Source organism: Achromobacter sp. KK8, from assembly GCF_054188005.1.
This window is the reverse complement of sequence record NZ_CM135178.1, coordinates 2,300,640-2,326,038: the sequence shown is the minus strand read 5'-3', so window position 1 is coordinate 2,326,038 and position 25,399 is coordinate 2,300,640. Positions and strand designations below refer to the sequence as shown.

33 protein-coding genes are annotated in these 25,399 nt (G+C 68.0%); 10 read left to right on the top strand and 23 right to left on the bottom strand.

Annotated elements, in window-relative coordinates; all coding sequences use genetic code 11:
* The first annotated feature begins 139 nt into the window (after positions 1-139).
* Together ACVN9Z_RS10785 and ACVN9Z_RS10780 are read left to right on the top strand one after the other, a co-directional pair.
* Positions 140-712 carry a BspR family type III secretion system anti-sigma factor gene (locus tag ACVN9Z_RS10785; RefSeq protein WP_238912568.1) on the top strand — a complete coding sequence of 191 codons (573 nt, stop codon included), beginning with the start codon at positions 140-142 and terminating at the stop codon, positions 710-712.
* A gap of 242 nt (positions 713-954) precedes the next feature.
* Positions 955-1,521: an RNA polymerase sigma factor gene (locus tag ACVN9Z_RS10780; protein WP_020925202.1), complete on the top strand. Its 567-nt coding sequence runs from the start codon at positions 955-957 to the stop codon at positions 1,519-1,521.
* A gap of 73 nt (positions 1,522-1,594) precedes the next feature.
* Here ACVN9Z_RS10780 and sctC read toward each other — a convergent pair whose 3' ends face one another.
* The 22 genes from sctC to ACVN9Z_RS10670 form a co-directional block, all read right to left on the bottom strand.
* Positions 1,595-3,487 (bottom strand): type III secretion system outer membrane ring subunit SctC, encoded by a 1,893-nt coding sequence (sctC, locus tag ACVN9Z_RS10775; protein ID WP_053496868.1) that lies wholly within the window; start codon positions 3,485-3,487, stop codon positions 1,595-1,597.
* A 47-nt stretch (positions 3,488-3,534) separates the two neighbouring features.
* The gene (locus tag ACVN9Z_RS10770; RefSeq protein ID WP_053496870.1) at positions 3,535-3,933 is read right to left on the bottom strand and encodes a CesT family type III secretion system chaperone; all 399 of its coding nucleotides are present in this window, start codon (positions 3,931-3,933) and stop codon (positions 3,535-3,537) included.
* Entirely contained in the window at positions 3,930-4,988 is a 1,059-nt protein-coding gene (gene sctU / locus ACVN9Z_RS10765; RefSeq protein WP_026382483.1) for a type III secretion system export apparatus subunit SctU, read from the bottom strand. Before sctU ends, ACVN9Z_RS10770 begins: the two co-directional genes overlap by 4 nt.
* Positions 4,985-5,785 carry a type III secretion system export apparatus subunit SctT gene (gene sctT, locus ACVN9Z_RS10760; protein ID WP_047993389.1) on the bottom strand — a complete coding sequence of 267 codons (801 nt, stop codon included), beginning with the start codon at positions 5,783-5,785 and terminating at the stop codon, positions 4,985-4,987. Before sctT ends, sctU begins: the two co-directional genes overlap by 4 nt.
* A gap of 15 nt (positions 5,786-5,800) precedes the next feature.
* Entirely contained in the window at positions 5,801-6,067 is a 267-nt protein-coding gene (gene sctS, locus ACVN9Z_RS10755) for a type III secretion system export apparatus subunit SctS (protein ID WP_008163300.1), read from the bottom strand.
* Positions 6,068-6,074: 7 nt separating this feature from the next.
* Entirely contained in the window at positions 6,075-6,743 is a 669-nt protein-coding gene (gene sctR / locus ACVN9Z_RS10750) for a type III secretion system export apparatus subunit SctR (protein WP_020925207.1), read from the bottom strand.
* A complete protein-coding gene (gene sctQ / locus ACVN9Z_RS10745; protein ID WP_458213383.1) occupies positions 6,740-7,819 on the bottom strand; it encodes a type III secretion system cytoplasmic ring protein SctQ in 1,080 nt (359 codons plus the stop codon). Before sctQ ends, sctR begins: the two co-directional genes overlap by 4 nt.
* A 12-nt stretch (positions 7,820-7,831) precedes the next feature.
* Positions 7,832-8,392: a hypothetical protein gene (locus tag ACVN9Z_RS10740; RefSeq protein WP_054472445.1), complete on the bottom strand. Its 561-nt coding sequence runs from the start codon at positions 8,390-8,392 to the stop codon at positions 7,832-7,834.
* Entirely contained in the window at positions 8,389-8,895 is a 507-nt protein-coding gene (locus ACVN9Z_RS10735; RefSeq protein WP_020925210.1) for a type III secretion protein, read from the bottom strand. Before ACVN9Z_RS10735 ends, ACVN9Z_RS10740 begins: the two co-directional genes overlap by 4 nt.
* Positions 8,892-10,223, bottom strand: a complete 1,332-nt coding sequence (sctN, locus tag ACVN9Z_RS10730) for a type III secretion system ATPase SctN (RefSeq protein WP_020925211.1) — start codon at positions 10,221-10,223, stop codon at positions 8,892-8,894. Before sctN ends, ACVN9Z_RS10735 begins: the two co-directional genes overlap by 4 nt.
* Before the next feature lie 2 nt (positions 10,224-10,225).
* A complete protein-coding gene (locus ACVN9Z_RS10725) occupies positions 10,226-10,876 on the bottom strand; it encodes an HrpE/YscL family type III secretion apparatus protein (RefSeq protein WP_458213382.1) in 651 nt (216 codons plus the stop codon).
* Positions 10,846-11,502 carry a SctK family type III secretion system sorting platform protein gene (locus ACVN9Z_RS10720; protein ID WP_054448755.1) on the bottom strand — a complete coding sequence of 219 codons (657 nt, stop codon included), beginning with the start codon at positions 11,500-11,502 and terminating at the stop codon, positions 10,846-10,848. Before ACVN9Z_RS10720 ends, ACVN9Z_RS10725 begins: the two co-directional genes overlap by 31 nt.
* A 2-nt stretch (positions 11,503-11,504) precedes the next feature.
* Entirely contained in the window at positions 11,505-12,350 is an 846-nt protein-coding gene (gene sctJ, locus ACVN9Z_RS10715; protein ID WP_053496883.1) for a type III secretion system inner membrane ring lipoprotein SctJ, read from the bottom strand.
* On the bottom strand, positions 12,350-12,670 hold the full coding sequence (sctI, locus tag ACVN9Z_RS10710; RefSeq protein WP_020925215.1) for a type III secretion system inner rod subunit SctI: 321 nt from the start codon (positions 12,668-12,670) through the stop codon (positions 12,350-12,352). The genes sctJ and sctI overlap by 1 nt, the downstream gene beginning before the upstream one ends.
* A 141-nt stretch (positions 12,671-12,811) precedes the next feature.
* Complete coding sequence (locus ACVN9Z_RS10705) at positions 12,812-13,186, bottom strand: hypothetical protein (RefSeq protein WP_230846547.1); 375 nt, start codon at positions 13,184-13,186, stop codon at positions 12,812-12,814.
* A 72-nt stretch (positions 13,187-13,258) separates the two neighbouring features.
* A complete protein-coding gene (locus ACVN9Z_RS10700; protein ID WP_053496887.1) occupies positions 13,259-13,720 on the bottom strand; it encodes a tetratricopeptide repeat protein in 462 nt (153 codons plus the stop codon).
* Between the two features lie 38 nt (positions 13,721-13,758).
* On the bottom strand, positions 13,759-14,988 hold the full coding sequence (sctE, locus tag ACVN9Z_RS10695; protein ID WP_053496889.1) for a type III secretion system translocon subunit SctE: 1,230 nt from the start codon (positions 14,986-14,988) through the stop codon (positions 13,759-13,761).
* Positions 14,989-15,012: 24 nt separating this feature from the next.
* A complete protein-coding gene (sctB, locus tag ACVN9Z_RS10690) occupies positions 15,013-15,879 on the bottom strand; it encodes a type III secretion system translocon subunit SctB (RefSeq protein ID WP_053496891.1) in 867 nt (288 codons plus the stop codon).
* A 50-nt stretch (positions 15,880-15,929) separates the two neighbouring features.
* Positions 15,930-16,442, bottom strand: coding sequence for a SycD/LcrH family type III secretion system chaperone (locus ACVN9Z_RS10685; RefSeq protein ID WP_053496893.1), 513 nt, complete (start codon positions 16,440-16,442; stop codon positions 15,930-15,932).
* 27 nt (positions 16,443-16,469) lie between these two features.
* Positions 16,470-16,766 carry a Btc22 family type III secretion system chaperone gene (gene btc22, locus ACVN9Z_RS10680; protein WP_053496895.1) on the bottom strand — a complete coding sequence of 99 codons (297 nt, stop codon included), beginning with the start codon at positions 16,764-16,766 and terminating at the stop codon, positions 16,470-16,472.
* 42 nt (positions 16,767-16,808) lie between these two features.
* The gene (locus tag ACVN9Z_RS10675) at positions 16,809-17,411 is read right to left on the bottom strand and encodes a hypothetical protein (protein ID WP_053496898.1); all 603 of its coding nucleotides are present in this window, start codon (positions 17,409-17,411) and stop codon (positions 16,809-16,811) included.
* A gap of 146 nt (positions 17,412-17,557) precedes the next feature.
* Entirely contained in the window at positions 17,558-18,226 is a 669-nt protein-coding gene (locus tag ACVN9Z_RS10670) for a hypothetical protein (protein WP_241076875.1), read from the bottom strand.
* Positions 18,227-18,508: 282 nt separating this feature from the next.
* Here ACVN9Z_RS10670 and sctW point away from each other — a divergent pair, with 282 nt between their 5' ends.
* From sctW to ACVN9Z_RS10630, 8 genes are read left to right on the top strand one after another with little or no spacing between them, the layout of a single operon-like run.
* Complete coding sequence (gene sctW / locus ACVN9Z_RS10665; RefSeq protein WP_458213381.1) at positions 18,509-19,609, top strand: type III secretion system gatekeeper subunit SctW; 1,101 nt, start codon at positions 18,509-18,511, stop codon at positions 19,607-19,609.
* Positions 19,606-19,989: a hypothetical protein gene (locus ACVN9Z_RS10660; RefSeq protein WP_053496904.1), complete on the top strand. Its 384-nt coding sequence runs from the start codon at positions 19,606-19,608 to the stop codon at positions 19,987-19,989. The genes sctW and ACVN9Z_RS10660 overlap by 4 nt, the downstream gene beginning before the upstream one ends.
* A 22-nt stretch (positions 19,990-20,011) precedes the next feature.
* The gene (sctX, locus tag ACVN9Z_RS10655) at positions 20,012-20,419 is read left to right on the top strand and encodes a type III secretion apparatus assembly protein SctX (protein ID WP_054506168.1); all 408 of its coding nucleotides are present in this window, start codon (positions 20,012-20,014) and stop codon (positions 20,417-20,419) included.
* Positions 20,420-20,427: 8 nt separating this feature from the next.
* A complete protein-coding gene (sctY, locus tag ACVN9Z_RS10650; protein WP_054441092.1) occupies positions 20,428-20,787 on the top strand; it encodes a type III secretion apparatus assembly chaperone SctY in 360 nt (119 codons plus the stop codon).
* A gap of 8 nt (positions 20,788-20,795) precedes the next feature.
* Complete coding sequence (sctV, locus tag ACVN9Z_RS10645; RefSeq protein ID WP_458213380.1) at positions 20,796-22,889, top strand: type III secretion system export apparatus subunit SctV; 2,094 nt, start codon at positions 20,796-20,798, stop codon at positions 22,887-22,889.
* A 25-nt stretch (positions 22,890-22,914) separates the two neighbouring features.
* The gene (sctD, locus tag ACVN9Z_RS10640) at positions 22,915-24,276 is read left to right on the top strand and encodes a type III secretion system inner membrane ring subunit SctD (RefSeq protein ID WP_053496905.1); all 1,362 of its coding nucleotides are present in this window, start codon (positions 22,915-22,917) and stop codon (positions 24,274-24,276) included.
* Positions 24,277-24,302: 26 nt separating this feature from the next.
* On the top strand, positions 24,303-24,575 hold the full coding sequence (locus tag ACVN9Z_RS10635) for an EscE/YscE/SsaE family type III secretion system needle protein co-chaperone (RefSeq protein ID WP_020925230.1): 273 nt from the start codon (positions 24,303-24,305) through the stop codon (positions 24,573-24,575).
* 10 nt (positions 24,576-24,585) lie between these two features.
* Complete coding sequence (locus ACVN9Z_RS10630) at positions 24,586-24,852, top strand: EscF/YscF/HrpA family type III secretion system needle major subunit (protein ID WP_020925231.1); 267 nt, start codon at positions 24,586-24,588, stop codon at positions 24,850-24,852.
* 32 nt (positions 24,853-24,884) lie between these two features.
* Here ACVN9Z_RS10630 and ACVN9Z_RS10625 read toward each other — a convergent pair whose 3' ends face one another.
* Entirely contained in the window at positions 24,885-25,391 is a 507-nt protein-coding gene (locus ACVN9Z_RS10625) for a CesT family type III secretion system chaperone (protein ID WP_020925232.1), read from the bottom strand.
* Positions 25,392-25,399 lie beyond the last annotated feature (8 nt).

The window sequence follows — 25,399 nt, the reverse complement described above, 5'->3', positions numbered from 1 at the left end:
GGCCTGAAATCGCGCAATCGCATAAAATCCGCATACGTGTCGTGGCAACGGAACTAAAACGCCACCCGGGTTACTCAATCACAGGGGCTGTTGAATCTCCTCTGGGCCCGATCTCGGACACGCCGGATTTATTGGCTGCATGACAATTTCATCGGTTACCCCATCATCGCCGTTCGTCTCTCTCGATGCCTTCGCCAAGGCGGCGCAGAGCGGCGAGGACGTCTACGTCGACATCGCGGGCGAAACGCTGCGGGTTCTCGGCGTGGGCAGCACGCCCGGCGGCCGCAGCGTGGCATGGGTGGCGCCCAATGTCGACACGACCGGCATGTTCGCCCAGGCGTTGGCCCGCAGCTACGGCCAGGGCATCGCCAGCGCGGTGTCGCGCGAACTGGGACTTGAACCGAATCCGGGCAAGCCGCTGTCGGCGCGCACCGTCACGCTCGCGCTTGACATGGCGCAAACCTCGCGCGACGCCCTGTCGGGCGTTGATTTCATGACACGCCTGGCGCTGTCCGCCACCAACGACGCGCCGGCCTTCCAGCAGGCCTGTCGCGACGCCGGCGTGGCGCCCTCCGACCTGGACGCCGGGCGCCGCGGCGCCCTCGACCAGGCCATGCAGGCGCGCTTCGACCAGGCGGCCGAATCCGGCCACAGCCCGGTTTCCCTGGCCACCGCGGCGGGCTGGCTGCGCGACCTGCTCAAGTCCGCCTGAAGCGCATGCCGGCAAAGGATTCCGTTCCCCGGAATATCCTCGCGCGCGGTTTACTTGTTTTTACATATCTGACTTAAAAAACGCTACTTTTGCCTCAATATTTCGATTTTCGAAATATTGTGACAGAGGTAAGCTGCGATAATTCGCGCCATGCCGGTAGTAACTTGTAGCTTAATACACGTTTCTTTTCCCAACCCATGACCAATCCGAGCGATTGCACAACCGCTTCCCCGGAAGCGGATTTGCCTCCCATTCGCCCTGACGGCGAAGGGCAGGGATGGGACACGGGCGAGGAATACCTGCTGCGCGACCTGGTGCGGGAACACGCCACCCGGCTGCAACGCTTCATCGTCAAGCACATCGGCAACAGCAGCGAGGCCGAAGACCTGGCCCAGCAGGCCTTCGTCGAAGCGGCCCGTTCGTACCGCAGCTTCCGCGGCGAATCGCAACTGTCCTCCTGGCTGTACGGCATCGCGCTCAACCTGGTGCGCAACCACCTCTCGCGCGCGCCGGAGCGGCGCCACGACTTCGTCAGCGACAGCGTGCTGGCCGACCATGCCGCTGACGACCTGTCTCCGGACCGCGTGGCGGAACAGAACCAGACCCTGGCCCTGCTGCAGGAGTCGCTGGAAGAACTCCCGGAAAACATGCGCGACATCCTGCTGATGGTGGGCATCGACGAAATCTCGTACGAGGACGCGGCCGCCCTGCTGACGGTGCCGGTGGGCACCGTGCGCAGCCGCCTGTCGCGCGCACGCGCCGCGCTGCGCGACAAGCTGGCACAGAAGGGCTTGCGGCTCGACGCCTGAGCCGCGGCGGCCCAGGCCGCCCCCTTCGCGGCTTGTCCGCTAATGTGCCGTGCCGTATCTGCGGGACAGCACACTAGGGCGCCCTGCCCGTCCCCGGCGCAGCCACCGGCTCGACCTGGATCACCGGCCCCTGCTGCGCGTTGGACTTGCCTTCCAGCACCGGCGCGGCGCTAGGCGTGCCATCGAGCCATTCGGAGGCCCGCACCGGGCCGCTGCTGCGACGCAACTCCACATTCGGTCCGAAGACGATGCGCGTGCGCTGGCTTTGCGCCAGGTCGAGATACTGCCCCGCCGTCATGCGCCCGTCTCCTCCCCATGTGGCGTTGAGCATGGGGCCGGTGCCCGCGGCGCCGGGCGTGGCCACCACTTCGCCGTTGATCGCGACCACCTTCGGCCGGATCAGGAACAGGCGTTCGCGCCGCTGCACGGTCTTGGACTTGTTGGAGAACAGCAATCCCAGGCCCGGAATGTCGCCCAGGATCGGCACCTTGTCGACCTGCTCCGAATTCTGGCTGCTGTTGTAGCCGCCGATCAGCAGGGTCTGGTCGTTGCCGACGATGGCCAGGGTGCTGATGTTGCTCTTTCGGACGGTAGGCAGATTGTCGATCTGGCGCTCTTCCTGGATGCGTCCGTCTTCGATGTCCACCGTCAGCTCGACCCGCGCGCCGTTCTTCGATTCGATATGGCGCGGCGTCACGCGCAACGAGGTGCCCACGGTCACCGGTGTCACGGTCGCCACGCGCTCGCCGCGCGTCTGGATGTAGAAGGTGTCGGACAGGTCGATCATGGCGCCGAGATTGTCGGCGGTCAGGATCGACGGCTGCGACAGGATGTTGGCCTGTCCCTTGGTCTGCAGCGCGCGCAGGCGCGCCGCCAGGGTGTTGCCGACGCTCACGCCGATGGTGCCGGGCGACAGGGCGGCGCCGCTTTCCAGCGGCAGGCCGCCGCTGGGACCGAGGCCCAGGTTGCCATAGCCGAAGGTGGTGGAGCCGGCGCGCGCCCCCCAGGTCACGCCCAGTTCGCTGACCAGGTCGGAGTTGACGTCCACGATCATGGCCTCGATCTCGACCAGCGTGCTGGGCAGGTCGAGCTGCTCGATCAGGCTGCGGTAGATGGGAATGCGGTCCGGGATATCCTGCACGATGATGGCGTTCAGGCGCGCATCGGCCTGCACCGTGGGCTCGCGCAGGCGCAGGCCCGACTTGCCCGTGCTGGCAGGCACGGCAGGCTGATTGCCCGCCGGCCCGGCCGGCGCCGCGCCGCCGTCGCCAGCCACCTGCGGGAACGCCGGCGGGTTGTCGCGCAACGGCGCCGCGATCGCGGCCAGGGTTTCGTTATTGGCGCCGCCCCCGCCGCCGGTGATCAGGTTGCGCAGCACGGTCGACAGGCCGGGCGTCACCACCTTCTGGTCGCGGTAGCTGATGGTGCGGTCGTTGACCGAAGCATGCTTGAGCCGGAACACCGCCACCTGCTGGCCGCCGGCGCCCATCGGCAGCGCGGCCACGGTGCGTTCCACCAGGTCCACGTAGCCCGGGGGGCCCGACACCAGTGCAATGCCCTGGTCGGGCAATTCGCCCCAGCCAAAGCGCGGGTCCAGCACACCCAGCTGCTGCAAGGCCTGGCGCAAGGCGCTGATGGAACTGCCCATGGCGCTGACCGAGCGCGTTTTCATGTCGTTGGTGCGGCTGACGAACAACGTGCCCGCGTAGACGAACCAGTTGAAGCCGTACACGCCGCCCAGCCGGTCCATGAACTCGGTCGGCGTATTGGCGTTGAATTTGCCATTGACCGTGCCCGTGACATTGGGGCCGATCTGCAGCGACAGGCTGAAGCCCCCGGCGAATTCACGCAGCAACGTCTGCAGGTTCTCGTCGCGGGCATAGTAGCTGTAGGGCACGTTGGGCCAGTTCGGCGCGGCTTGCGCGCCGGCCGCCAGGCCCAGCGACAACGCGGTCGCCAGAATCATCCGCTTCAACACTCTTTCTCCTCGGGCGGAATGCCCGTCACGCGTGTTCATGCCAGCCGCCGCGCGGCGCCGGCCCAAAAGGAAAGCGCATTGGCGAACGCGCCCATGGCTTCGTCCAGCGCCAGCTCCCCGCTGCCCGGCTGCAAGGACTGCTGCAGCCACAGCGCCCGCCCCTGCGGATCCACCACGCAGGTGGCCGCATGCCTTGCCAGCATGCCCGCGGCCAGCTTGCCGATTTCCGTCACCAGCCGGTCACGGTCGGCGTCGCCGGCCGGCAAGGCGCAAAGGCGGGCGGACATGGCCAGCCAGCCGTCACGCACCGGCTGCAGGTGGACGCGGTAGGTGTCGTCGATCACCACGGTGATGCGGCCGTCGGCGCGTGTCGACGGCGCCAGGCCATGGCGCGCCGCATAGGCGGCAATCAGGGGATGCTGGGGTACGTTCATGTCGGATCGTCCGCATTGCCGGCCAGCTTCCTGACGAGCCGCAGGACTTCGGCGACCGGCTCGATCAGTTCACTGGGAATGTATTGGTCTGGCAGCGCGGACGCCATCAACGCGCGCGCCAGGGGAATGTTCTGCATCACCGGCACACCGGCTTCGCGCGCCGCCCGCATCATCTGCTCGGCCAGCGCGCCCTCGCCCTTGGCCAGCACCACCGGCAGCGGCGTCTCGTCGGGCTCGTAGTAGATGGCCACCGCCAGGTGGGTGGGGTTGGTCACCAGCACCGAGGCCTTGCGCGTGCTGGCAACCGCGCCGTGCATCACCATTTCCTGGTGCAGGTGCTTGCGCTTGTGCTTGATGTGGGGATCGCCCTCCATCTCCTTGAATTCCTGCTTGATGTCTTCCTTGCTCATCATCAGCCCCTTGCGGTACTGCATGCGCTGCCAGACGAAATCGGCCAGGGAAATCACCACATAGGCCACGGCGATATTCACGATCAGCGCGCGCATCATGCCGCCCACGCCCGCTTCCAGGCCGGCCAGGCCGCTGTGCGGCACCGCCATCAATTCCGGCAGCGCGTCACGCACCACCAGCGTCACCAGCACCGACAGGAAGGCGATCTTGATGATGGACTTGAGCAGTTCCACGAGGTTCTTCTTCGAGAAGATGTTCTTCAGGTTGCTCATCACGTTGAGCTTCTTGGCCGACGGCTTCAGCTTCTCGAACGCCAGCACCACGCCCACCTGCAGGAATTCGGAGAACATGCCCACCACCAGCACGATCAGCACGAACGGCAGCACCAGGTAGACCGCTTCGCGCAGGGCCGCGTCCAGTGCGATTGGCAGCGCTTGTTCGAAAGGCTGTCCCACCAGCGTGGACGGGATCAGGACCAGCCGCCCCAGCGCCTCGACGATGCCATGGGCGTTGCCCAGCAGGTAGCCGAACAACGCCAGCACCAGCAGTGTCTGGGTGAAGTCCTTGCTGTGCGCGACATCGCCTTTCTGGCGCGCGTCGCGCAGTTTCTTTTGGGTGGGCTGTTCGGTCTTTTCGCCGCTCATGGCGCCCGCCATTGGTTGTCCAGGAACGGCAGGGCCGAACCGATCTGGCCCGTGGCCTCGGCGGCATATTCGAACAGCGTGCTCATGTAAAGCACCATCACCAGCAACGCCAGCGCGCTCTTGATCGGCATCGCCAGGAAGAACACCTGCAACTGCGGCGCGAAGCGGCTGACCAGCGCCAGCCCCACTTCGGCCAGGAACATGGAGATGATGGCCGGCGCGGCGAACAGCAGCGTCAGCCGCAGGAAGCGGCCCAGCTGGTCCAGCATCAGCGGCACGCTTTCGCGGCGCAGCGTGGGCGCCCAGTCCCACAGGTCCCACAGGCGGAAGCTGTCGTACAGCATCGTCAGCATCAGCATGAAGCCGCCGCCCACCAGGAAGAACACCATGAAGGCCTGGTTGAACAGGATCCCGAGCGGCGACGAGTCGTTGCCCGTGGCCGGGTTGATAGTGGCGCCCAGGCTGGCGCCGCGCTGGTTGTCGACCACGAAGCCCACCGCCTCGAAGATCCAGAACGGGATCGCCACGAGAAAGCCCATCACCAGGCCGATGAAGACTTCCTTGGCCACCAGCAGCACCAGCTCGACCGCGTCCAGGTCGATCACGGCGTAGCGCGGCGCCAGGGCTGGCACCAGCACCAGGCCGATGGCCGCGCACAGGGCGTAGCGCAGCATGCCGGGCAGCAGCTGGCGGTTGAACAAGGGCAACATCGCGCACAACGCCAGGATCCGCGGCTGCGTCAGCGCCAGCGTGCCCAGGAAGACTTTCGCTTCGACGAAGTTGATGCCCGAGGTCATGGTTGCGCGCCGCTCCTAGTGGATCTTGTAGAAGAGGTCGAACACGGAGATCGTGAAGTTGTACAGCTCGGCGCTGAGCCAGCGCGCCGTCAGCATGATGGTGGCGAACACCGCGATCAGCTTGACGGCGAACGACAGCGTCTGTTCCTGGATCTGCGTCAGCGCCTGGAACAGCGAGAACAGCGTGCCCACGATCGCCGCCACGGCGATCGGCGGCAGGGACAGCCACAGCACCAGGTAGAGTGCCTGCGTCATGTACGAAACGAGGTCGACGGTTCCCATGGCGGCCTCAGGTATAGGACAGCACCAGGCCCTGGATCAGCCGCGTCCAGCCGTCGACCATGACGAACAGGAACAGCTTCAGGGGCATGGAAATCGTGACCGGCGACACCATCATCATGCCCATCGCCAGCAGGATGTTGGAGACGATCAGGTCGATGATGACGAACGGCAGGTAGAGCAGGAAGCCAATCTGGAAAGCGGCGGTCAGTTCCGACAGCAGGAACGACGGAATCAGCACCAGCAGGTCGTCTTCCTTCAGGTTGCGGGCCTGCTGCTCGCCCCACAGTCCGCGCGCGGTGCGCAGGAAGAAATCGCGCTGCTCCGCGCGGCTGTTCTTGAGCATGAAGGCGCGCATCGGCTCGGCGCCGCGCGCCACCGCCTCGAGAATGCCTTCGAGCCGGTCCGGCTCGGGCGTGCCAGGGGCCGCCACGGCCGGCGGCGCGCGCAGCTCATCACCGATCTGCATCACCACGGGCCCCATGACATACGCGGACAGTATCAGCGCCAGCCCGTACAGCGCCATGTTGGGCGGCACCTGCTGCACGCCCAGGGCATTGCGCACCAGCGTCAGCACCACCGCGATCTTCAGGAACGAGGTGGTCATGACGGCGGCCAGCGGCACCAGCGCCAACAGCGCCAGGACAACCGCCAGGCTGATCGGATCCGCGCCGTTCATGCGCCCGCCTTGCCCAGGCGATGCAGCGTGACCCCGATGCGGCCGTCGATCTCGACCAATTCACCGCTGCCGACCAGCGCGCCGTTGGCGCGCACCAGCACCGGCCCCTCGGCCAGCGGCCGCGCCAGATCGAAGGTCTCGCCGGGCTGCAGTTGGCGCAGCTCTCCCAGGGTGATCAGGCGCTCGCCCAGTTCGAAAGTCAGTCGGACGGGGATGGCGTCGATATCGAGCGGCGTCTGGGCGCCCGCGTCGGCATCCTGCGGCGATTGCGGCGTCTCGGTCATGAGGGAAGTCCAGCCTTGGGTAACGAGGTATGAAGAATCCTGGCGGCGCACGCGCAACCCCTGGGCGCCGGCGCCCAGCCACAGTTCGCCCTCGGGCGACACCAGGCAGTGATCGAGGAACACCGTGTCGCGTGGCGCCAGGCTGCGCAGTTGCGCCGCGCCCAGCTCGGTCCAGCCCAGGCAGGCGGCGATGCGCACCGGCACGGCGTCGGCATCGATTTCGTTGGCCGCCGGCGCGGCGCGGCCGATCAAACCCGCCAACAGCATCAGGCCAAGGCCGTCCGCGGCCAACGTGGCGTAAATCGTCTCGCCGCTGGCAGGGTGGCGCGCGGCGAGCGTCCAGGCATGCGCCAGCGCCGCCGCCGGCGCGTCGCGGGCGACCACCCGCAGCGGGCCGCCTGGGGAAGTTTCGCCCAGGGCAGCGACCACCTCGGCCAGCAGCGTTTCGATGGCGGCCGACACCAGGGCGGGAGGCAGCTCGCCCGTATCCAGGTCGGGCCAGCGAGCCGCCAGCCAGGCCTGGGCCGCGCCGGCCGGCAGGCCCAGGCGCAGCCGCGCGCCGGCCCATTCCAGGTCGGCCGACAGCGTGGCCGAGCGCTGCACGGCGTCGGGAGCCCCGGGCGTGAAGCCCAGGCGCCAGCGCGCGGGTTCGGCGTCACTGCCGGCCAGTGGCGCCAGCGTGACCGTCAGGTCGGCGCCATGGCGCGCGATCAGCGAACGGGCGCGGGCCTCGTTGCCGGACAGGCGCGGCAGCGGGAGCGGGGACGAGGGAGAAAACGTACTTGCGGTCATGGGTTCCAGGGATCAACGGAGCGGCGCATCGGCTTCGGTCTCCGTCAGGCAGGGGTCTTCCGGGTCATCGGTGCCGACGCGCACGCGCGTCGGCCGGCCCAGGTTCTCGGCCAACTGCTCGGCCAGCGGCCGCGCCAGAGTGGCCAGACGTTCACGCGAGGTCTCGTTGGCGCAGACGAAATCGGCGACGACGCGTCCTTCCGCTTCGTAGACCGACACGCTCACGCCCGGCAACACCTCGTCTTTCAACTCCACGCGCACCTGGCGCCGGCCCTGGCTGCCATCGGCCACCAGCAACTGCTCGGCGCCGCCCAGCAGGGCCTCGGCCAGTGCCCGGGACGGCGCGTCGGCGGGCACAACGGCCTGCGCGCCGGCGGCCCCGAACAGCGAAAACGGCGTGGGCGCCGCGGACAGCGCCGGGCTCGATTCGTCGCCGCCTTGCGCCATGGCCTGCTCGAATGCGCGCCGATCGGCGTCGCTAGCCTGGCGTCCGGACGTCTGGGCATCCGACTGGGCCAGGCCCGAGCCGTGGGTGATCGCGGTATCCAGGCCGATGCGGCGGTCGATGCTCATGCCGGCTCGTACTCCTCGTGCTGTTCCCAATCCTCGCGATCGCGGGACAGCGACGCGGCCTCTTCCATTTCCATGTCTTCCTTGTGCTCCAGCGCCTTCAGGTGCTCGGCCAGATGGAGGCTGGCCAGCTCCACGAACTTGCCCGTCAGGCGCACCGCCTGCTGGTGCTGATCGCGACGCTCGGCCAGCGCCCGGGCCTCGTCGCCCAGGCGCTGCGCCGCCTGCTCCAAGGCCTGTTCGCGCTGGCGTTCGCCTTCGCGCAGGCCGGCCACGCCCTGCAGCACGTCCTCGATCTCGCGCACCCGCACCACGCGGCTGCACAGGTCGCGGTACATGGCGCGCTCGCGCCGCTCGGATTCGTCGCGGAAATCGGCCAGCGCCTGCTCCGACGCCAGGCGCGCGGCATCGGCCTCGGCGTGCCGCAGGCGCTGGCGCGACACCGCGATCTCGGCCTGGCCTTCGCGAAAGCGCTTGATGGCGAGCAGCTCGTCGAACACGCTCATGCCGCCCCCACGATGCCGGTCATCTGCGCCAGCGCCTCGGGCAGCGTGGCGCGTTCGTCGGTGCGCTGCCGCAGGAACTGGTTGATCGCGCCGATCTTGTCGATGGCCTCGTCGGTGACCGCGTCGCCGCCGCGCTTGTACTCGCCGATCTTGACCAGCAATTCGACTTCCTGGTACTTGGCCATCAGCTCGCGCAGCCGGCCGGCGGCGCGCTTGTGCTCCGGCGTGATGACCGCGTTCATGACGCGGCTGGCGGAGGCCAGCACGTCGATCGCCGGATAGTGATTGGCCGCGCCCAGCTTGCGCGACAGCACGATGTGACCGTCGAGGATGGAGCGGGTCTCGTCGGCGATGGGCTCGGTCATGTCGTCGCCCTCCACCAGCACCGTGTACAGCGCGGTGATGGAGCCATGCTCGTTCATGCCGGCGCGCTCCATCAGCTTGGGCAGCGTGGCGAACACCGACGGCGGATAACCCCGCCGGGTCGGCGGCTCGCCGGCCGCCAGGCCGATTTCTCGTTGCGCCCGGGCGAACCGGGTCACGGAATCCATGAGGAACAGCACACGCTTGCCCTGGTCGCGGAAGTACTCGGCAATGGCGGTGGCCACATAAGCGGCCTTGGCCCGCTCCATCGACGACTTGTCGCTGGTGGCGCAGACGATCACGCTCTTGCGCCGGCCCTCGCGGCCCAGTTCGTGTTCCAGGAATTCCCGCACCTCGCGGCCGCGTTCGCCGATCAGGGCGACCACGGTCACGTCCACCGCCGCGCCCTTGACCAGCATGCCCATCAGCGTCGATTTGCCGCCGCCGGCGGCCGCGAAAATGCCCATGCGCTGGCCTTCGCCGCAGGTCAGCACGCTGTCCAGGGCGCGTACCCCCAGTTCCAGCGGCTGTGAAATGATGCGGCGCTTGAGCGGGTCCGGCGCCTCTGCGAACACGGGATAGAACTTGCTGGCCTCCAGCGGCCCGCGCTCGGCTTCGTCCAGCGGCCGGCCCAGCCCGTCCAGCACCCGGCCCAGCAGGCCCGGGCCGACGGGCACCATGTGGGCACGGCCGGTGGGGATGACTTCGGTGGCGGTGGAGATGCCATACATGTCGCCGATCGGCGTGAGCAGCGCCGCGTCGCGCGCGAATCCCACCACCTCGCCCTTCATCTCGAAATTCTCGCCAGGGTTGCGCAGGATGCAGACCTCGCCCACCTTCACCGACGGCACCACGGCCTTGATGATGGTGCCGATCACCTGCGTGACACGGCCCTTGATACGCAGCGTCGGCGTGTCCTGGAGCGCCAGCGCCATCATCTCGGAGATGTAGTCGAACTGACGCATGGCTATACGCGGCTGCCCAGGGTGCGCTGAAAGGCCTGGCGCAAGGCCTGGATCTGCCCTTCCAGGCTGGCTTCGACCATGCCGATCTCGCTTTCCAGGATGCAGGAGCCGCGCGCCAGCCGGCCATCGGCCAGGATGTCGAGATAGCCCACGCCGGGATAGGCCGCCAGCAGGTCGTTGATCTGTTCTCGCACCGTATCGACTTCCGCCGGATTCAGGCGCAGCGTCATCTGCTTCTGGTTGCGCACGACGGCCAGGGCATTGCGCACCACCACCATCACCTTCTCTCGATCGTCAAAGCCGTCGACCACCTTGCGCACCGCCGACATCACCAGCTCGACCATCTCGTTTTCGACGCCGGCGAAATAATCCACCGTCCGGCCCACGGTCTCGATCATTTTCTCGGCCTGGTCCAACAGCGCCGCCTCGTGGCCCTCCTCGTAGCCGCGCTGGCGTTCCGCCTCGAAGGCCGCCTGGGTGCCGCTGATGATCGCGTCCGCCTGCGCCCGCGCATGCGCCAACAGCCGCTCCGCGTCGGCCCAGGCCAGCAGCTCGGCGGCCCGCAGCACGCGCGCGGCCGGATCGATGCGGCCCGCGGCGTCGGTGTCCGCGCTGCGCGGCGTCAGCGGATCGCGGGGAATGAGGAAAGCCATGTGGGATCCGTTTGCTTCAGGAGCGACAAGCCCAGCGTCAGGGCCTGCGGCGCCGGCAGGGGTGGCGCAGGCGTGGCCACGTCGGGCAGTTTCAATTCGGCGCGGCGCGCCAGTTCGGGGCCGGCGCCGCTCCAGGCGGCGCGCAGCGCACCCAGTCCCAGCGAGTCGATCGCGGCGGTGGTGTCGGCCACGGTCCAGGCGACGCTGTCGGCCAGGCCGCCATGCAGGCTGGCGGCGGTGCGGCGCGAGAACGCGAGCAGGTCCCCGCCCAGGTCGGCGATGAGCGCGCGCACCTCGTCGCCGGCGATGGCGCGGCGCAGGCGCGGGCCGCACAGCACCGCCCCCAACTGGCGCGCGCATCGCATCATCGCGTCCGGCGCCAGCAAGGCCAGCGCCAGCTCCGGATGGTCCGGATCGGTCACGGGGCGCTGCCGCAAGCCCAGCGTCTCGAGGATCTCGCGCGACCAGTGCCGGTGCCACGCCGGCGCCAGGGCGGGCGCGGCGGCCACCAGCGCCAATGCCGGGCGCGGCGCATACGCGGCGTGCCGGCTGGGATGCAGGGTGCGACTGGGCAGTTGGTTGAACTCGACCAACCTGCGATCCAGCAGCGTCGATGCCGCGACCATCGCTAGCGCGCCTCGGTCACGGGTTCGCGGCGCTCGGGCCGGACGCGGCCCGGCATGCCGTGGCGCCACAGCAGGTAGCCCAGGGCGCCGGCCAGGCACAGCACCAGCAGGACCAGCGCCGTCATCCAGGCTATCAGCGTGGCCGACGATCCCTCGCCGACCTCGATGCCCAGGACGTGACGGCTACCGCCGGCGACAGCCGATGCCGCCGCGGCCGGCTGCGCCGACACCAGGGCGATCGAGACCCGGTCTTCCGTCAGCCCCGGAATCGCGTGGGTGACCAGCTTGCGGATCTGCGGCTGCAACGCATCCAGGTTGTAGCCGGTCTGGTGCTTGATGAACACCGCGGCGGTGGACGGCGTGGTGTTCTCGCCCACGCCCCCACGCTCCGGCAAGACCACATGCACCCTGGCGGCCAGCACGCCATCCATCTGCGACAGCGTGTTGGTCAGCTCCTGCGACAGCGCATAAATGTAGCGGGCGCGTTCCTCCAGCGGCGACGACACCAGTCCTTCCTTGCGGAAAATCTGTCCCATGCCGTCGAAGCGTTCCCGCGGCAGGCCGCGGGAACGCAGGATGTCGAGCGCGCGGGCCACCTGCTGCCCGTCGACCGACACCGCCACGCCGGTCTTGGTGGTGGCCTTCTGCGCCGCTATCCCGGCATCCAGCAGCACCGACAGCACCTCATTGGCCTCGCTCTCGTTGGCGGCGGAAAACAGCTCCACGCGGGCGCCGCAGGCGGCCAGGAGCAATGCCAGGCCCAGCAGCAGCCAGCGCAGGCGCGACAGCGGTCCGCCATGGGCGCGGCCATCGACGGCGAAAGAAGACGGCATTGGAACAGCTTGCATTAGGACATCCTGACGAGCGAATCGATGTTCTGGGTGGTGCGCGAGACGGCCTTTCCGACCAGCTCGTACTGCACCGACACCTGCACCAGGTCGGCCTGCAACCGCAGCATGTCGGCGATGGCCGGCGCGGACGACATCGCGTCCAGGCGGCCCGAGATGTTCTGCCACTTCTCCGAATACTCCGTCGTGGTGCTGCGCAGGCTGGCCAGGATCTGGTTGCCGAGCGTGGCCGGGGCTGCGTCTACAGCGGGCGCGAAGGCGGTTTGCAGCGCGGCCTGCAGGCCGGTAAGCGCGGGCGCCTGCGGTTCGGGCGCGTTCATGATCGCGGCGAACCTTCGGGCCGCAAGCTCGGACGGCTGCGGACCCGGTGTGGGTGACAACGGCGCCAAGGCGGCCGTGAGCGCTGTGATTTCCATGTTCCCTAGCTCCAGAGTATCGATCGACAAACCACCCCGCCCGGATCAACCGGCGGCCGGCGCCAGCCCCAGCAGGCCGCGCGCCAGTCGCGCGCCCTCGGTCTCGCCGTCGACCAGCGTTTCCAGCAGGCGCCGGCTTTCCGCGCGGCGGCCGGCCAGCTGCAGCGCGAACCCGCGCCACGCATCCACCAGGACCTGCTCGGCCGGATCGGCCAGCACTGCGCCTTCCAGCAGCCGCACCGCGTCCGACGCACGGTCCGCATTCATCCATGCCACCGCCAGCCCCACCACCGGATAGGCGCGATCGGGCCGCAGGCGGCGCAGGGCGTTGAAAATGGTCTCGGCGCGCAGGCTGTCCCCTCCGCCAGCGGCCAGGAAGCCGACTTCGGCCAGCAGACGGGCATCCTCCGCTGAAAGCACAACAGCCGTCTCCTGGGAGACGGCTTGATCCGCTGCGGTCGATACGGAATGAGCGGCGCTATCGTTCATCTTTCATGACGCGGCCTCGCGCGAAGAGAGTTGCAACAATGCCTCGGCGCGGGCCCGCACCTGCGGGGGGACGTCGGCCGCGCTCAACAGTTGCAGCGTGCGCCGGGCCTGGTCGAACTGGCGCGCCGCCAGCTGGCATTCGGCGATCCGCAAGGCCGTCGGCAACGAATCGGGATACAACGTCAGCACCAACGAAAAGATGTTGATGGCCTCTTCCGGGCGCCCCAGCATCTGCAGGCACAGTCCCAGTCCGATCAGGTAGTGCTTGCGCGTGGGGCCGTACTGCGCCAGGAACGCAAAGACGGGCAAGGCCTGCGCGTATTGTTCCTGCGCCACGTGGGCATAGGCCAGCGCATACACCACCTCGAGCTGCTCGGGCGTCAGGCGGTCGTTGGAAGGCAACGCCTCCAGTCCGCGGTAAAGCGCCTCGCCAAACTCATCACGTTGCATTGCGCTATCGGCCATGTCCATTCCTCGATGCGGGTTCGGTTGCGGGCGCGGCATCAGACCGCCATCCGCTTGCCGATGTTGGCGGTGATCTGCGACATGCTATCGGCGGCGCCGTTGATCATCTGCGACACCTGGCGCAGGCCTTCTTCCATCTGTTTGATCACCTTGGTGATCTCCTCCTGGGCTTCTTCCATCCTGGCCTGCAGCTTGCGGGCATAGGCGTCCATTTCCTTCTTGTCGGCCTGGATGTTGTCGGCTTCGTTCTTGGTCTTGGCCACGGAGATGTTGACCGCCCCCTGCGCCACCTGCGTCACGCCCTGGGTGATCTGGCCGGCGGCGCCGACCACCCGTGCCATCGTGCTGAGGGTGGAGGCTCCGCCGGTGGCCGCGATGGTGACCGCGCCCACCGCAATGGTGGCGGCAAGGGAGAACGCCATCGTGAGCGCCATGGTAGTGGTCTTGTCGGCGCCCGCGAGTTCGGCGATGCCGCCCGCCAGGTCGCCGAGCAGTCCCGGCTCGAGCATCAGCAGGGCGGGTGACGTCAACCCCATGACACCGGCCACCACCTTGCCGATGCGTTGCGCGGTTTCCTCGTCAACGCCGCAGGCCTGCAGGAATTTGCTGGCAACAGTCGTCATCAGGTTGCTCAGGCTGATTTCGGGGCCACCGCATTCCTTGGATATCTGGTCGGCCAACGAAATCGTCGAACTGATCAGCGCCATGACCGCCAGGGCCAGCAAGGGCGCGCCGGCGCCGCCGGAGGCCACGGTGCCGGCCGCGAGCACGGCCACCGCGATGGCCGAGAAGACCAGCGCGGCGATCTTGCCGATCCAGCCGAAGATCTTGCCCAGGATGCCCTTGCTCGCGGCCTCCTCGCACTTCTTGACGTAGTCCTGGATCTTCTGCAGCTGCGCTTCGTTGTTCTTTTCCATCTTGGTGCGCGCCGCCGACAGGTTTTCCTTGGCGCTGGATATCTGCGCCTCGTCGGACTTGGAGCGGATGCTGCGCAGCAGATCGATCATGTCGTTGGCCGAGAACGACTGCGCCGGCGGTTCCAGCGCGGGCGCGCCGTTGCCGTTGAACAAGCCATCGCCGGCAGGGGACGGCCCCGCCGTCTTCCCCGTCGGCAGCGAGCCGGCCATCCCAACGAAGGCATCCAACAGCTCGCGCACCCGCGCCGTGGACTGGGCCGCCTGCGCGCGGGCGTCCGCCGCCGCCCCATCATTGCCCGGTAGCGGTGTGCCGGAAGCGATGCCGGCGGAAGTGGAAGAGATCGAAGTCATGTCGGTTTCCCGTGGTTCACGGAATCAGATATTGCGGGCGATGCCGCGGTTCGTTTCCATGCGCGATTGTTCGATCGCCGCCAGCTTGTCGCGCACGTCGCGGATCACATCCATCATCTGCTGCGCCATCTCGCTGGCCTGCTGCATGCCGGACTCGTGCACTTTCGACTGGGCCTCGAGTTCGGAGCGGCGAGCCTCGTGTTCCGCCGCCTTCTGCTCCTGGGAGGCGTTGATCATGGTGCCGATGCCGCCCGCGACCCCGGACACGCCACCACCAACGTCGGACAGGCTGCGCGCGCGCGCCTCGGCGCCCGCGCCACCCTTGGCCAGCACGCCGAGCTGCAGGCCACCCGAACCGGCCTGGGCCAGGCCGCCGAAGATCTGGAAGGCGCCTTGTGTCATGGCGCCAATCATGCGGTCCTTGGCGGCGTCACGCATTTCCTGCGCCGCCCCTTTGAGGGTGTCGACCTGCGCCTGAAGTTCGTTGGCGCGCACTTCGCGTGCCGAACTGCGCATGGTCTGCGCCAGTTGCTGGAACAACGCCATGAAGGCATAGATGTCCGTCTGCACCTCCTGCTCGCTCAGGCGCGACATGGCGTCGAACACGGGGCCAGCGCCCTGGGTCACATCCGGCGCCGGCAGGCCACGCAGGCCGCCGAGGGCATCCTGCAGCTTTTGGCCGATCTCGGCGCTGATCAACGCCAGGTCCTTGGGATCGACCGGCCCGGTCGCGCCCATGGCGCCCAGCAGCTTCTGCTTGATCGCCTCGTTTTCCGAAGCGATCATCCGCGCGTTCTCCAGGACGCTCTTGATGACGTCGGGCGACGCGGCCAGGTCGTCGAGATTCTGCGGCAGATTGGCGCCTGCCCCGCCTGCGGAGTTGATGTTCATGGAATGGCTCCCGTAACTCGTGATCCGGCGCCGTCGGCGCCGTGCGTGGTTCAGGCCCGTGGCCCCGCCAGCGCGTCGCGCAGCATTCGCGCCCGCGCGGCCACGGCCGCGTGCTGTTCCTGCCCGTCGCACATGGCCTGGACAGTGTCCAGCGCCTCGATGGCCTCCTCAATGCGTCCCATCTCCACCAGCGACTCGGCGCTGTAGTAGAGCGGCGCCGGGTCCAGCGGATCCGCCATGATGGCCGGCAGATACTGGCGCAGCGCATCCTCGTGGCGACCCAGCATGCGGTTGGCTGCCGCCAGCGCCAGGCCGTAGCGCGGCTCGGTATGGTCATAGGTGACAAGGGCGGAGAACACCTTGAAGGCTTCGTCGTAGCGCTGCTGCTCGTAAAGCGCGTGGCCGAGCGAGTACATCGCTTCCAGCTCCGCGCCCTCAAGACCCAGCACGTCGCCGAGCTTGCCGCCCGCGCGCAGATAGCTGGCCAGCCCGCCGGTGGCGTCTTCCATGGCGGCGCTCAGGTTCCGCGCCAGCGCGGCGTTCTCTTCGGGAGTCAGGCTCATCGGGTTCTCCTGCGTCAGCCCGGGGGCTTACACCATGGGGCGAATTTTCTTCACGCCGCCCGACACGGGCGCGTTGGCGAAGCTCTGGCGTGCCATTTCCTGCGCCACTTCGGCCTCGATGGCCTCCATGTCCTGGCGCACCAGGGCCTCGGCCTGTTCGCGCTCCTGGGGCCCGAGGCGGGCGGCCGTCACCGCGCGCACCTTTTCCGGGTTCAGCCCCTGGTCCCGGTAGAAATCGTCGGCCCGTTCCAGGGCCCGGCGGGCCTCGTCCAGCGCGCGCTCGGCGTCGGCGTGAATCTGTTCGGCGGTTTTCTTGAGGCTCATGGCGCGTTCCGGGATAAGGAAAAAAGGAGTGAGGGGGATTTATCAGCGCATGTTGCCGATGATTGATGACCGGCTGTCCTGCATCTTCTTGAGGAAGTTCGTCATCACATCGAACGCTTCGTTGCGCTTGTTGGTCATGCCCTGCAGGCGCGTCATGTCCATCTGCTGGGTGTTCGACAGCCCGTCCACCTTGTTCTTGATGGCCTGGATCGCCGTATCGAGGCTGCCCTTGGTGACCTTGCTGATGCCGCCATCCACCTGCAGCTGATACTTGTCGGTGTTCAGGTCCATGCCGGCTTCGCCCATCGCCTTCCACATGGCGTCGCGCATCTGGTTGTAGCGGTTGTCATTCGCGGTGCCCGCCTTGTTCCAGTCCGGGATGTCTCCATCCTGCATCTTGGTGGCGCCGTCCTTGCCGGACTTGAACAGCCCCGCGAGCGCGTTCAGGCTGTTCATGGCGTCGTTCAGCTTGGCTATCTGCTCGTTGCGGCCCTGCACCTCCTTGATCTGGTTCTGCAGCTGCGCATCAAGCAACTTGACGCGCTCGTTCTGGACCGCCATCAGGGCGGTCTCCAGGTCCATGCTCGAGAGGTCGATGCCGCCGATGCTGCTGGCGCCGTTCGCGCCGGCCAGAGGTGAATTCATGCCTGTCTCCGATAGGTAAGGGGTTCCGGTGCCCGTGGCCTCCGGGTTTTCCCCTGGCGCCGGCATGCCACCGGCCCCGCATGCAGCTTGAGTAACCAGGCCGCCGCGCGAGTTCCACGCCAGCCCCTTTTTTTTGTGCGCCGCCCTCAGCGCATGTTGCCGATGATGGAAGAGCGGCTGTCCTGCATTTTCTTGAGGAAGTTCGTCATCACGTCGAATGCCTCATTGCGCTTGTTGGTCAGACCCTGCAGGCGCAACATTTCCATCTGCTGGGTGTTGCCCAGGCTGTCCACCTGGTTCTTGGCTGCCGTGATGTCGTTCTTGTTGGTCTCGATGCTGGCGGTGTTTTCCTTGATGCTGGCCTCCAGGCCGGCCACCTTGGCCGAGATCTGGTCGACCCAGCCCTGCACCACCCGTCCCTTGGCATCCATCGTGCCGTTGCGGTCCACATCGCGGGGCGCATCGGCGCCGCCCGGCACGGTCAGCCCGGCCTGCTTGATCTGGTCCAGGGTGGCATGGGAAAGCGCCTTGTCATCGCCCTGCCCCCAGGACAGGCCGTACCAGCCCTCCGGATTGGGACACTTGCTGGCCGCCAGCCGCCCCTGCAGGTCCTTCAGCTCGGCGATCTGCTGCTGCATCGACACGTTGGACGCTTCCAGCTTGTTGTTCTGCGCGCCCTTGGCGGTGATCGACTCGTTCAAGCTCGCCATCTGCGTGTTGCGGGCGTTGACCGAATCAAGCTGCTGGCGCAATGAAGTCTCCAGCAATTGCGCCCGCTGGCTCTGGACCGCCATCAGGGCCGTCTCCAGATCCATGCTGCCCAAATCCATACCCGCGATGCCGCTCGCGCCCGCCCCGGTTACCGTGGACATATCCGTTCTCCTTGCACCGTCGGGCCCGCCACAATGGACGCAGAACCCGGGTTAACCCTGAAAGAAACCCACATCCCACTGCCTGTCGCCCGCCGGGATGCCCGCAAGCCTTGTTGGTAACCAAACCCGCGCCGCGGTTCCATCGCGGGGCAATGGAACTTTTCCAGCCCAACCGTTACTACCCCTGACTGTGCGCGGCCTCCGGCCGCCTTTCCCCGCGCCCCCATGAACCGTATCGACGCCGGCCTGCCCGCCTCCGCCTACTCGTCCACGACCTCGCATGCCGACATCCAGCACGGCCAGCAGCAGGTCGGCACGATGCTGGGCCAGGCCGTCGTAACGGTGGAGGGCGAGATCTCGCTGGCGGATTCGGCCGAGGAACTCAGCCTGCACATGGCCGAGAAGACCGAGGACAAGCATCACGCCGAACGCAAGATTGGCCGGGACCCCGCGCAGCAGCTGCTCGGCGCCGAGGCGATCATGGCCTACCTGGCCGAATCGCATGACGCCGACGCCCAGGAAAAACTGGTGGAACTGGCCCGCCACCTGCTGACCGGCCAGGCCGATCCGCGCCAGGGCGCCGCCCGGGCGTTCGGCGATGCGGCCCGCCAGTACCTGGGCCTGCAATACGCGCTGCGGCAAGGTGAACAGCAGGGCGCATCCGAAGAAATCCTGGACGGACTGCGCGAAGCCCTGGCCGATCTCGAACTGGAAAGCGGCCCGCAGATACGCGCCAGCCTGAACACTGTCGGGGCGGCGGCCGGCTATGCCGACGACGCGCGCGGCGTGGCTGATTTCCAGCGCACCTACCAGGATGTGGTGCTGGGGGAGGCCTCGCTGGCCAGGACCCTGTCGCTGGCGCTGGAACGATTCGGCGGCAAGGACGTGGGCCGCGGCCTGCAGCAACTGATCCAGGCCCTGGGCCAGGACCTGGCAGCCGCCCGTCCGTCCACCAGCCCCGACCGGCTGCAGGCCCTGATGCAGGACCTGTACCAGCTCGGCGTGGCGGTCACGGTGCTGGACGGCTGCGGCGAACTGGGCGAAAAAATGGCGCTCGAACACGGCAAGCCGCTGGCGGCCGACCGCCTGATGCAGGATCTGGTCAATATCAGCAACGAGAAGTGGATTTCCGAATCCCGCTTCGCGGCGCTGGCCGCGAGCCACGGCGTCGACAGCGTCTCGGCGCGCATCGCATTCCTGGGCGGGGTGCGCGCCGTGCTCAAGGACCTGCCCGTGCCGATGTACCCGGACGCCGACGCACGCCAATCGGTCCTGGGCGCGGCGCAACTGGCCCTGGATGCGGCCATCGACGAGGAATACGAATGAATGGCCTGGATGATGGCGCCCTGGGGGCATTCGGTGAAAGCATCGGCCTGGAGCGGCTGGCGCTGGGCGCGCGCGGCAACCTGGCCCTGCAACTGGATTCGGGACGCCGCCTTGCCATCGAGCCCATCGGCGACGAAGTGCTGGTCTATGTCTCGGAACCGGTGCCTTACGACGCCGCGCAGCGCCTGCTGCGCGCCTGGCGGCGGGCCCACCATTCGCGCCTGGAGGGCCTGGCGGTGCAGGCTGCCCTGCGCGACCAGGACGGTATCCCGCGGCTGCTGGCGCTGGCCCGGTTGCCCGCGGCCCGGGCCGACGCGCCGGCGCTGCGGCGTACGGTGGAGCAGCTTGCGCGCTGGCTCGACGACACGCGCACCGACTGACCCACGACGGAGACCCCGAATCATGTCCGACATGCGCATCAACAGCTTTGCCTTCGACCGCGGCCTGGACGGCATCTCCTACGCCGGCCGCGAGGCGGCGGGCCAGCACCTGCCAGAACGCCAGGAACTGGCGCCTCCCGCGGACGGCGTCAAGGCGCAGCTGGCCCAGTTGCTCGACACGCCCAACATCGACCGCTACCTCGACAACCAGTTGCGCCCCACGGTGTCCAACCGCGACCTGCTGCTGCCGGGCAAGTTCGCGCAGGCCCTGCAATCGACGCTGGAAGGCCTGAGCGCCGCGGCCGAACAGGGCCCGGAGCGCAGCGCCGACGACGCCCGCGTGCTCAACCGCGCGGTGCGCCTGCTCAAGGACGAAGCTGGCCTGCGCGAACTGGTCGCCATGTATCGCAGCGCGCTGTACCAGGGATGAACGCCTCCATGCCCTTGACGCCCGACGCCCGCGAACTGCTCAGCCTGCTCGCCTATGTCTATCTGGAAAACAACCGCCCGGAAAAGAGCGCGGTGCTGTTGAATGCGCTGCGCACACTGGGCCTGGCCGACAACCGCCAGCTCGCCACCCTGGCGCTGGCCCAACTGCGCGCCGGCAAATCCGAAGCCGCCCTGGCTACGCTCGACCTGCTGGCCATGCAGGGCGGCGTCGACGCCTCGTTCCACCTGATCCGCTCGCAGGCCCTGCTGGCCCTGGAGCGGCGCGACGAGGCCGCCGCGGCCATGCGCGCCTACGTTGCCCTGCGCCCCGCCCCGGCGGCCGCGCCCACCGAAGCAGAAACGACTTGAGCCGCCCCATGCAAGCCCTGAACCGCGTCGTCGCCGCCGCCACCAGCCGCAACGATATCGTCCTGGCGGTCCTGATCGTCTCGATCATCTTCATGATGATCCTGCCGCTGCCCACGACGCTGGTCGACGTGCTGATCGGCGCCAACATGACGCTGTCGGCCATCCTGCTGATGGTGGCCATGTACCTGCCATCGCCGCTGGCGTTCTCGTCGTTCCCTTCGGTGCTGCTGGTCACCACGCTGTTCCGCCTGGGCATCTCGATCGCCACCACCCGCCTGATCCTGTTGCAGGGCGATGCCGGCCACATCATCGAGACCTTCGGCAACTTCGTGGTGGGCGGCAATCTCATTGTCGGCCTGGTGGTGTTCCTGATCCTCACCATCGTGCAGTTCGTGGTCATCACCAAGGGCGCCGAGCGCGTGGCCGAAGTGGCGGCGCGCTTCTCTCTGGACGCCATGCCCGGCAAGCAGATGTCGATCGACGCCGACCTGCGCGCCGGCACCATCGACATGGACGAGGCGCGCAAGCGCCGCTCGGTGGTCGAAAAGGAAAGCCAGCTGTACGGCGCCATGGACGGCGCCATGAAATTCGTCAAGGGCGACGCCATCGCCGGACTCATCATCGTCGCGGTCAACCTGCTGGGCGGCGTCCTCATCGGCACCATGCAGCGCGGCCTGTCCGCCGGCGAGGCGGTGCAGGTGTATTCGATCCTGACCATCGGCGACGGCCTGATCGCGCAGATCCCGGCGCTGTTCATCGCCATCTGCGCCGGCATCATCGTGACCCGGGTGCAGACCGGCGACGGCCCCTCCAACGTCGGCAAGGACATCGGCGCCCAGGTGCTGGCGCAACCGCGCGCGCTGCTGATCGCCGCCGCCATCGCGATCGGCATGGGCCTGATCCCGGGCATGCCGACCCTGACCTTCCTGGCGCTGGCCGCGGTGGTCGGCACCATCGGCTTCGTGCTGCTGCGCGGCACGCGCAAGGTGGTGGACGAGAAGACCGGCGAGATCACCGAGATCCCCGCCCTGGCGGCCGACGGCCAGAAGCCGCAGGCCAGGCCACGCGCCGACGGCAGCGCCGAGTTCGCGCCCACCCTGCCGCTGATGATCGACGTGGCCGCCGCGCTGCAACGCAGCTTCGACGCCGACGAGCTCAACGAAGAACTGCTGAAGATCCGTCGCGCGCTCTATTTCGACCTGGGCGTGCCGTTCCCCGGCATCCAGCTGCGCTTCAACGACGCGCTGCCGGCGGACAGCTACAACATCCTGCTGTCCGAAGTGCCGGTCTCCCAGGGCAAGCTGCGGCCGGGCGCGGTGCTGGTGCGCGACACGGAACAGAACCTGCAGGCGCTGCAGGTGCCCTACGAAACCGACAAGCGCTTCCTGCCCAACGTCCCGACGCTCTGGGTCGACGCCGGCCTGGCGCCCACCTTGACGGCCGCCGGCATCCCGTTCCTGGACCCGCACCAGGTGCTGACCTGGCACCTGGCCTTCGTGCTGAAGAAATACTCGTCGGACTTCATCGGCATCCAGGAAACGCGCTTCCTGTTGACGGCCATGGAAGACCGCTTCCCCGACCTGGTCAAGGAAGCGCTGCGGGTGATGCCGGTGCAGAAGATCGCCGAGATCCTGCAGCGGCTGGTGTCCGAGGACATTTCGGTGCGCAACCTGCGCGCGGTGCTGGAAGCGCTGATCGAATGGGGCCAGAAGGAAAAGGACTCGGTGCTGCTGACCGAATACGTGCGCGTCTCTCTCAAGCGCCACATCAGCTACAAGTACTCCAGCGGCCAGAACATCCTGCCGGCCTACCTGCTGGCGCCCAACGTCGAAGAAACCGTGCGCGGCGCCATCCGCCAGACCTCGGCCGGCAGCTACCTGGCGCTCGACCCAAATGCCTCCAGGAAGCTGGTGGACAACATCAAGCGCGTCGCCGGCGACCTGACGGCGGCAGCCCAGAAGCCCGTGCTGCTGACCTCGATGGACATCCGGCGCTACCTGCGCAAGATGATCGAGCAGGACCTGTACGAGTTGCCAGTGCTGTCCTACCAGGAGCTGACCCAGGAAATCAACGTGCAGCCGCTGGCCCGGGTGGATCTGTGAAGACACCCGCAACCGGAGCCCCCTCATGAGCGAAGCACTGGAACTGCGCGTGCTGTCCGGCCTGCATCGCGACGCCCGTTGCCTGGCCGCCGATGGCGCGGTGCTGGGCGCCGACCCGGCCTGCGACATCGTGCTGGCCGACGACGGCATGGGTCCGCGCGCCGCCCGCCTGCGCATCGGCGAGACCGGCTGGGACCTGGCGAACGATGACGGCGCGCCGGCCGATCCGGCCGGCGGCCAGCCGCGCACGCCATTCAACCGTCCCGTGCCGCTGGGTCCGGTCTGGATCACCGTCGCCCGGCGCGGCGACCCCTGGGCCAATCCGCCCGACGCCGCCAACGATGCGCTGGCCGGCGGCGCAGTGGTGGTGGCCGCCGCCGACGATGCGGCCGCGCCGTCCGTCGCGCCCGCGGCGGCGGCGCCCAACCCGGACGAAGAACGTCTGCTGGAGCGGCGCCTGCCGCTGCCGCCGATACAAGGCCGACGTCGCAAACGCGACTCCTGGCCGGTGCTGCTCGGGCTGGCGGCCGTGGTGCTGACCGTCGTCGTCGCCATTTTCCTGGCATGGATGCCGCAATCCACCGCCAGCCGCGCGCCGCAGGTCGATCCGCGCCTGGCCGCGGCGGAAAAATCCGTGGGGCAGATATCCGCGGTCTTCGAACGCATGGGACTGGCCTCGCGGCTGCATGTCTCGATGGCGCGCGACGGCGTGGTGACGGTATCGGGCTGGGTGCGCAACGCCGCCGAGCAGGACGCCGTGGCGGCGGCGCTGTCGCAGATCTGGCCGATGCCGGCCATGCGCATCAGCAACGAGGACGCCGCGGTGCGCACCGCAAGCACGGCGCTGCGCGCCTTCAACGTGCGCTATGAGCCGCGCTACGAGGGCGACGGCCGCCTCATTGTCGCCGGCATCGCCAGCAGCGCGCGAGAGCGCGCCTCGGCGCTGGACGCGCTGCGGGCGCAGCTGCCCGGCATGACCGTGCTGGGCAACGATATCGCGCTGACCCAGCAGGTAAGCGACACGCTTTCCAGCCGGCTGGTGGATGCCGGCCTTTCCGGCGTCACCCTGACCTGGAAACCCGATCACCTCGAAATCGCCGCCGGCGCGCTCGACGACGATCAGCAGGCGCGCCTGCAGGAGACGCTCGACGACTTCAACAAAAGCCATCTCGGCGTCGCCAGGCTGGCCGCCGCCAGCGCCACTGCGGCGGCCGACAGCGTGCCCTTCGTGATCCGCAGCGTGGTGGGCGGCGCCCAACCCTTTGTCGTGCTCGAAGACGGCAGCAAGCTGCTGGTGGGCGGCGTCTACCGCAAGTACCGTCTGGTGGCCGTGGAAAACACCCGCATCATCTTCGAAGGCCCGCGCACGGCCATCGTGACGCGCTGACCCCCTGAACCGCCCATTTCGCAACCATGAACGCACCGACCGCCCTGACCGAACTGGAACAACGCCTTGCCGCGCCCGGCGGCGCCGAGCTGCGCGCCACGTTGTCGCAACGGCTCGCCACGCTCGAACAGGCCGCCCGCGAGCGTCTGGACTCGGGCCTGGTGCCCGTCGCTTTCCAGCAATGCCAGGCGGTGGCGCAGGCCGCCGCCGCGGCGCGCGAGGTGCTGGCCGGCATGACGCTTGATTCAACGGCGCGCACGGCCGCGCCGCCTTCCCCCTTCTCTCGCTCGACCCGCTAGGAGACGCACCATGGCACTGAACGGATTGACCGGCTCGTCCGGCCTGAATTTCAACAGCGTGAACAACACGATCTACGACAGCATCCGCTCGCAGGAAAGCAACCTGCAGACGACCCTGTCGACCATGCGCACCAACGCCGACGGCAGCGTGTCCCAGGCGGACATGCTGAAGATGCAGCAGCAAGTGCAGCAATGGACCATGCTGATCGAAATCCAGAGCACGATCACCAAGCAGATCGCCGACTCGCTCAAGGGCGTGATCCAGAAAGCCAGCTGACCCGTCCGGCCGGCGCATGCCGGCCGCCGGCGCTATACCGACTGCCGCATGAATGTGGGGGTGCGCCGCGGCGCGTCCGGTTCGGCGCGCGCGCCGCGTTTTTCCCAGGCCTCGACCTGGTTGAGCAGCGCATCGATCGCCGCCAGCAGCGCCTGGGCGTTGCATTGTTCGCGCGGCACGCCCAGTTGCAGATGCATGCGGCCGTCCGGCGCCGCGCACGCCACCACGCCGCCGCCCGCCTGCAGGAAGTTGCCCTGCGCGGCCAACAGCGCCTGCGCCCCGTCCATCTTGCCGCCGCCCACCGCGCATGACAGCAGGATCTGGCCGCGCGCGCCGTGCGCCAGCAGTTGCACCAAGTGGCGGCCATCGAACGCCAGCTGGCACAGCCCGCCCTCGGCCGGCGCCAAGGCGGGAATGCCCAGCGCCTGGCCAAGTTCGGAAAGCGCCTGGGCGAAGTGGGAGTCTGACACGATGATGGAGGGCGATACCGGCGTCGTCTTGCGCGGTTGGCCGTAGGCACGAAATTGAAGAGCCGCCATTATGGCAC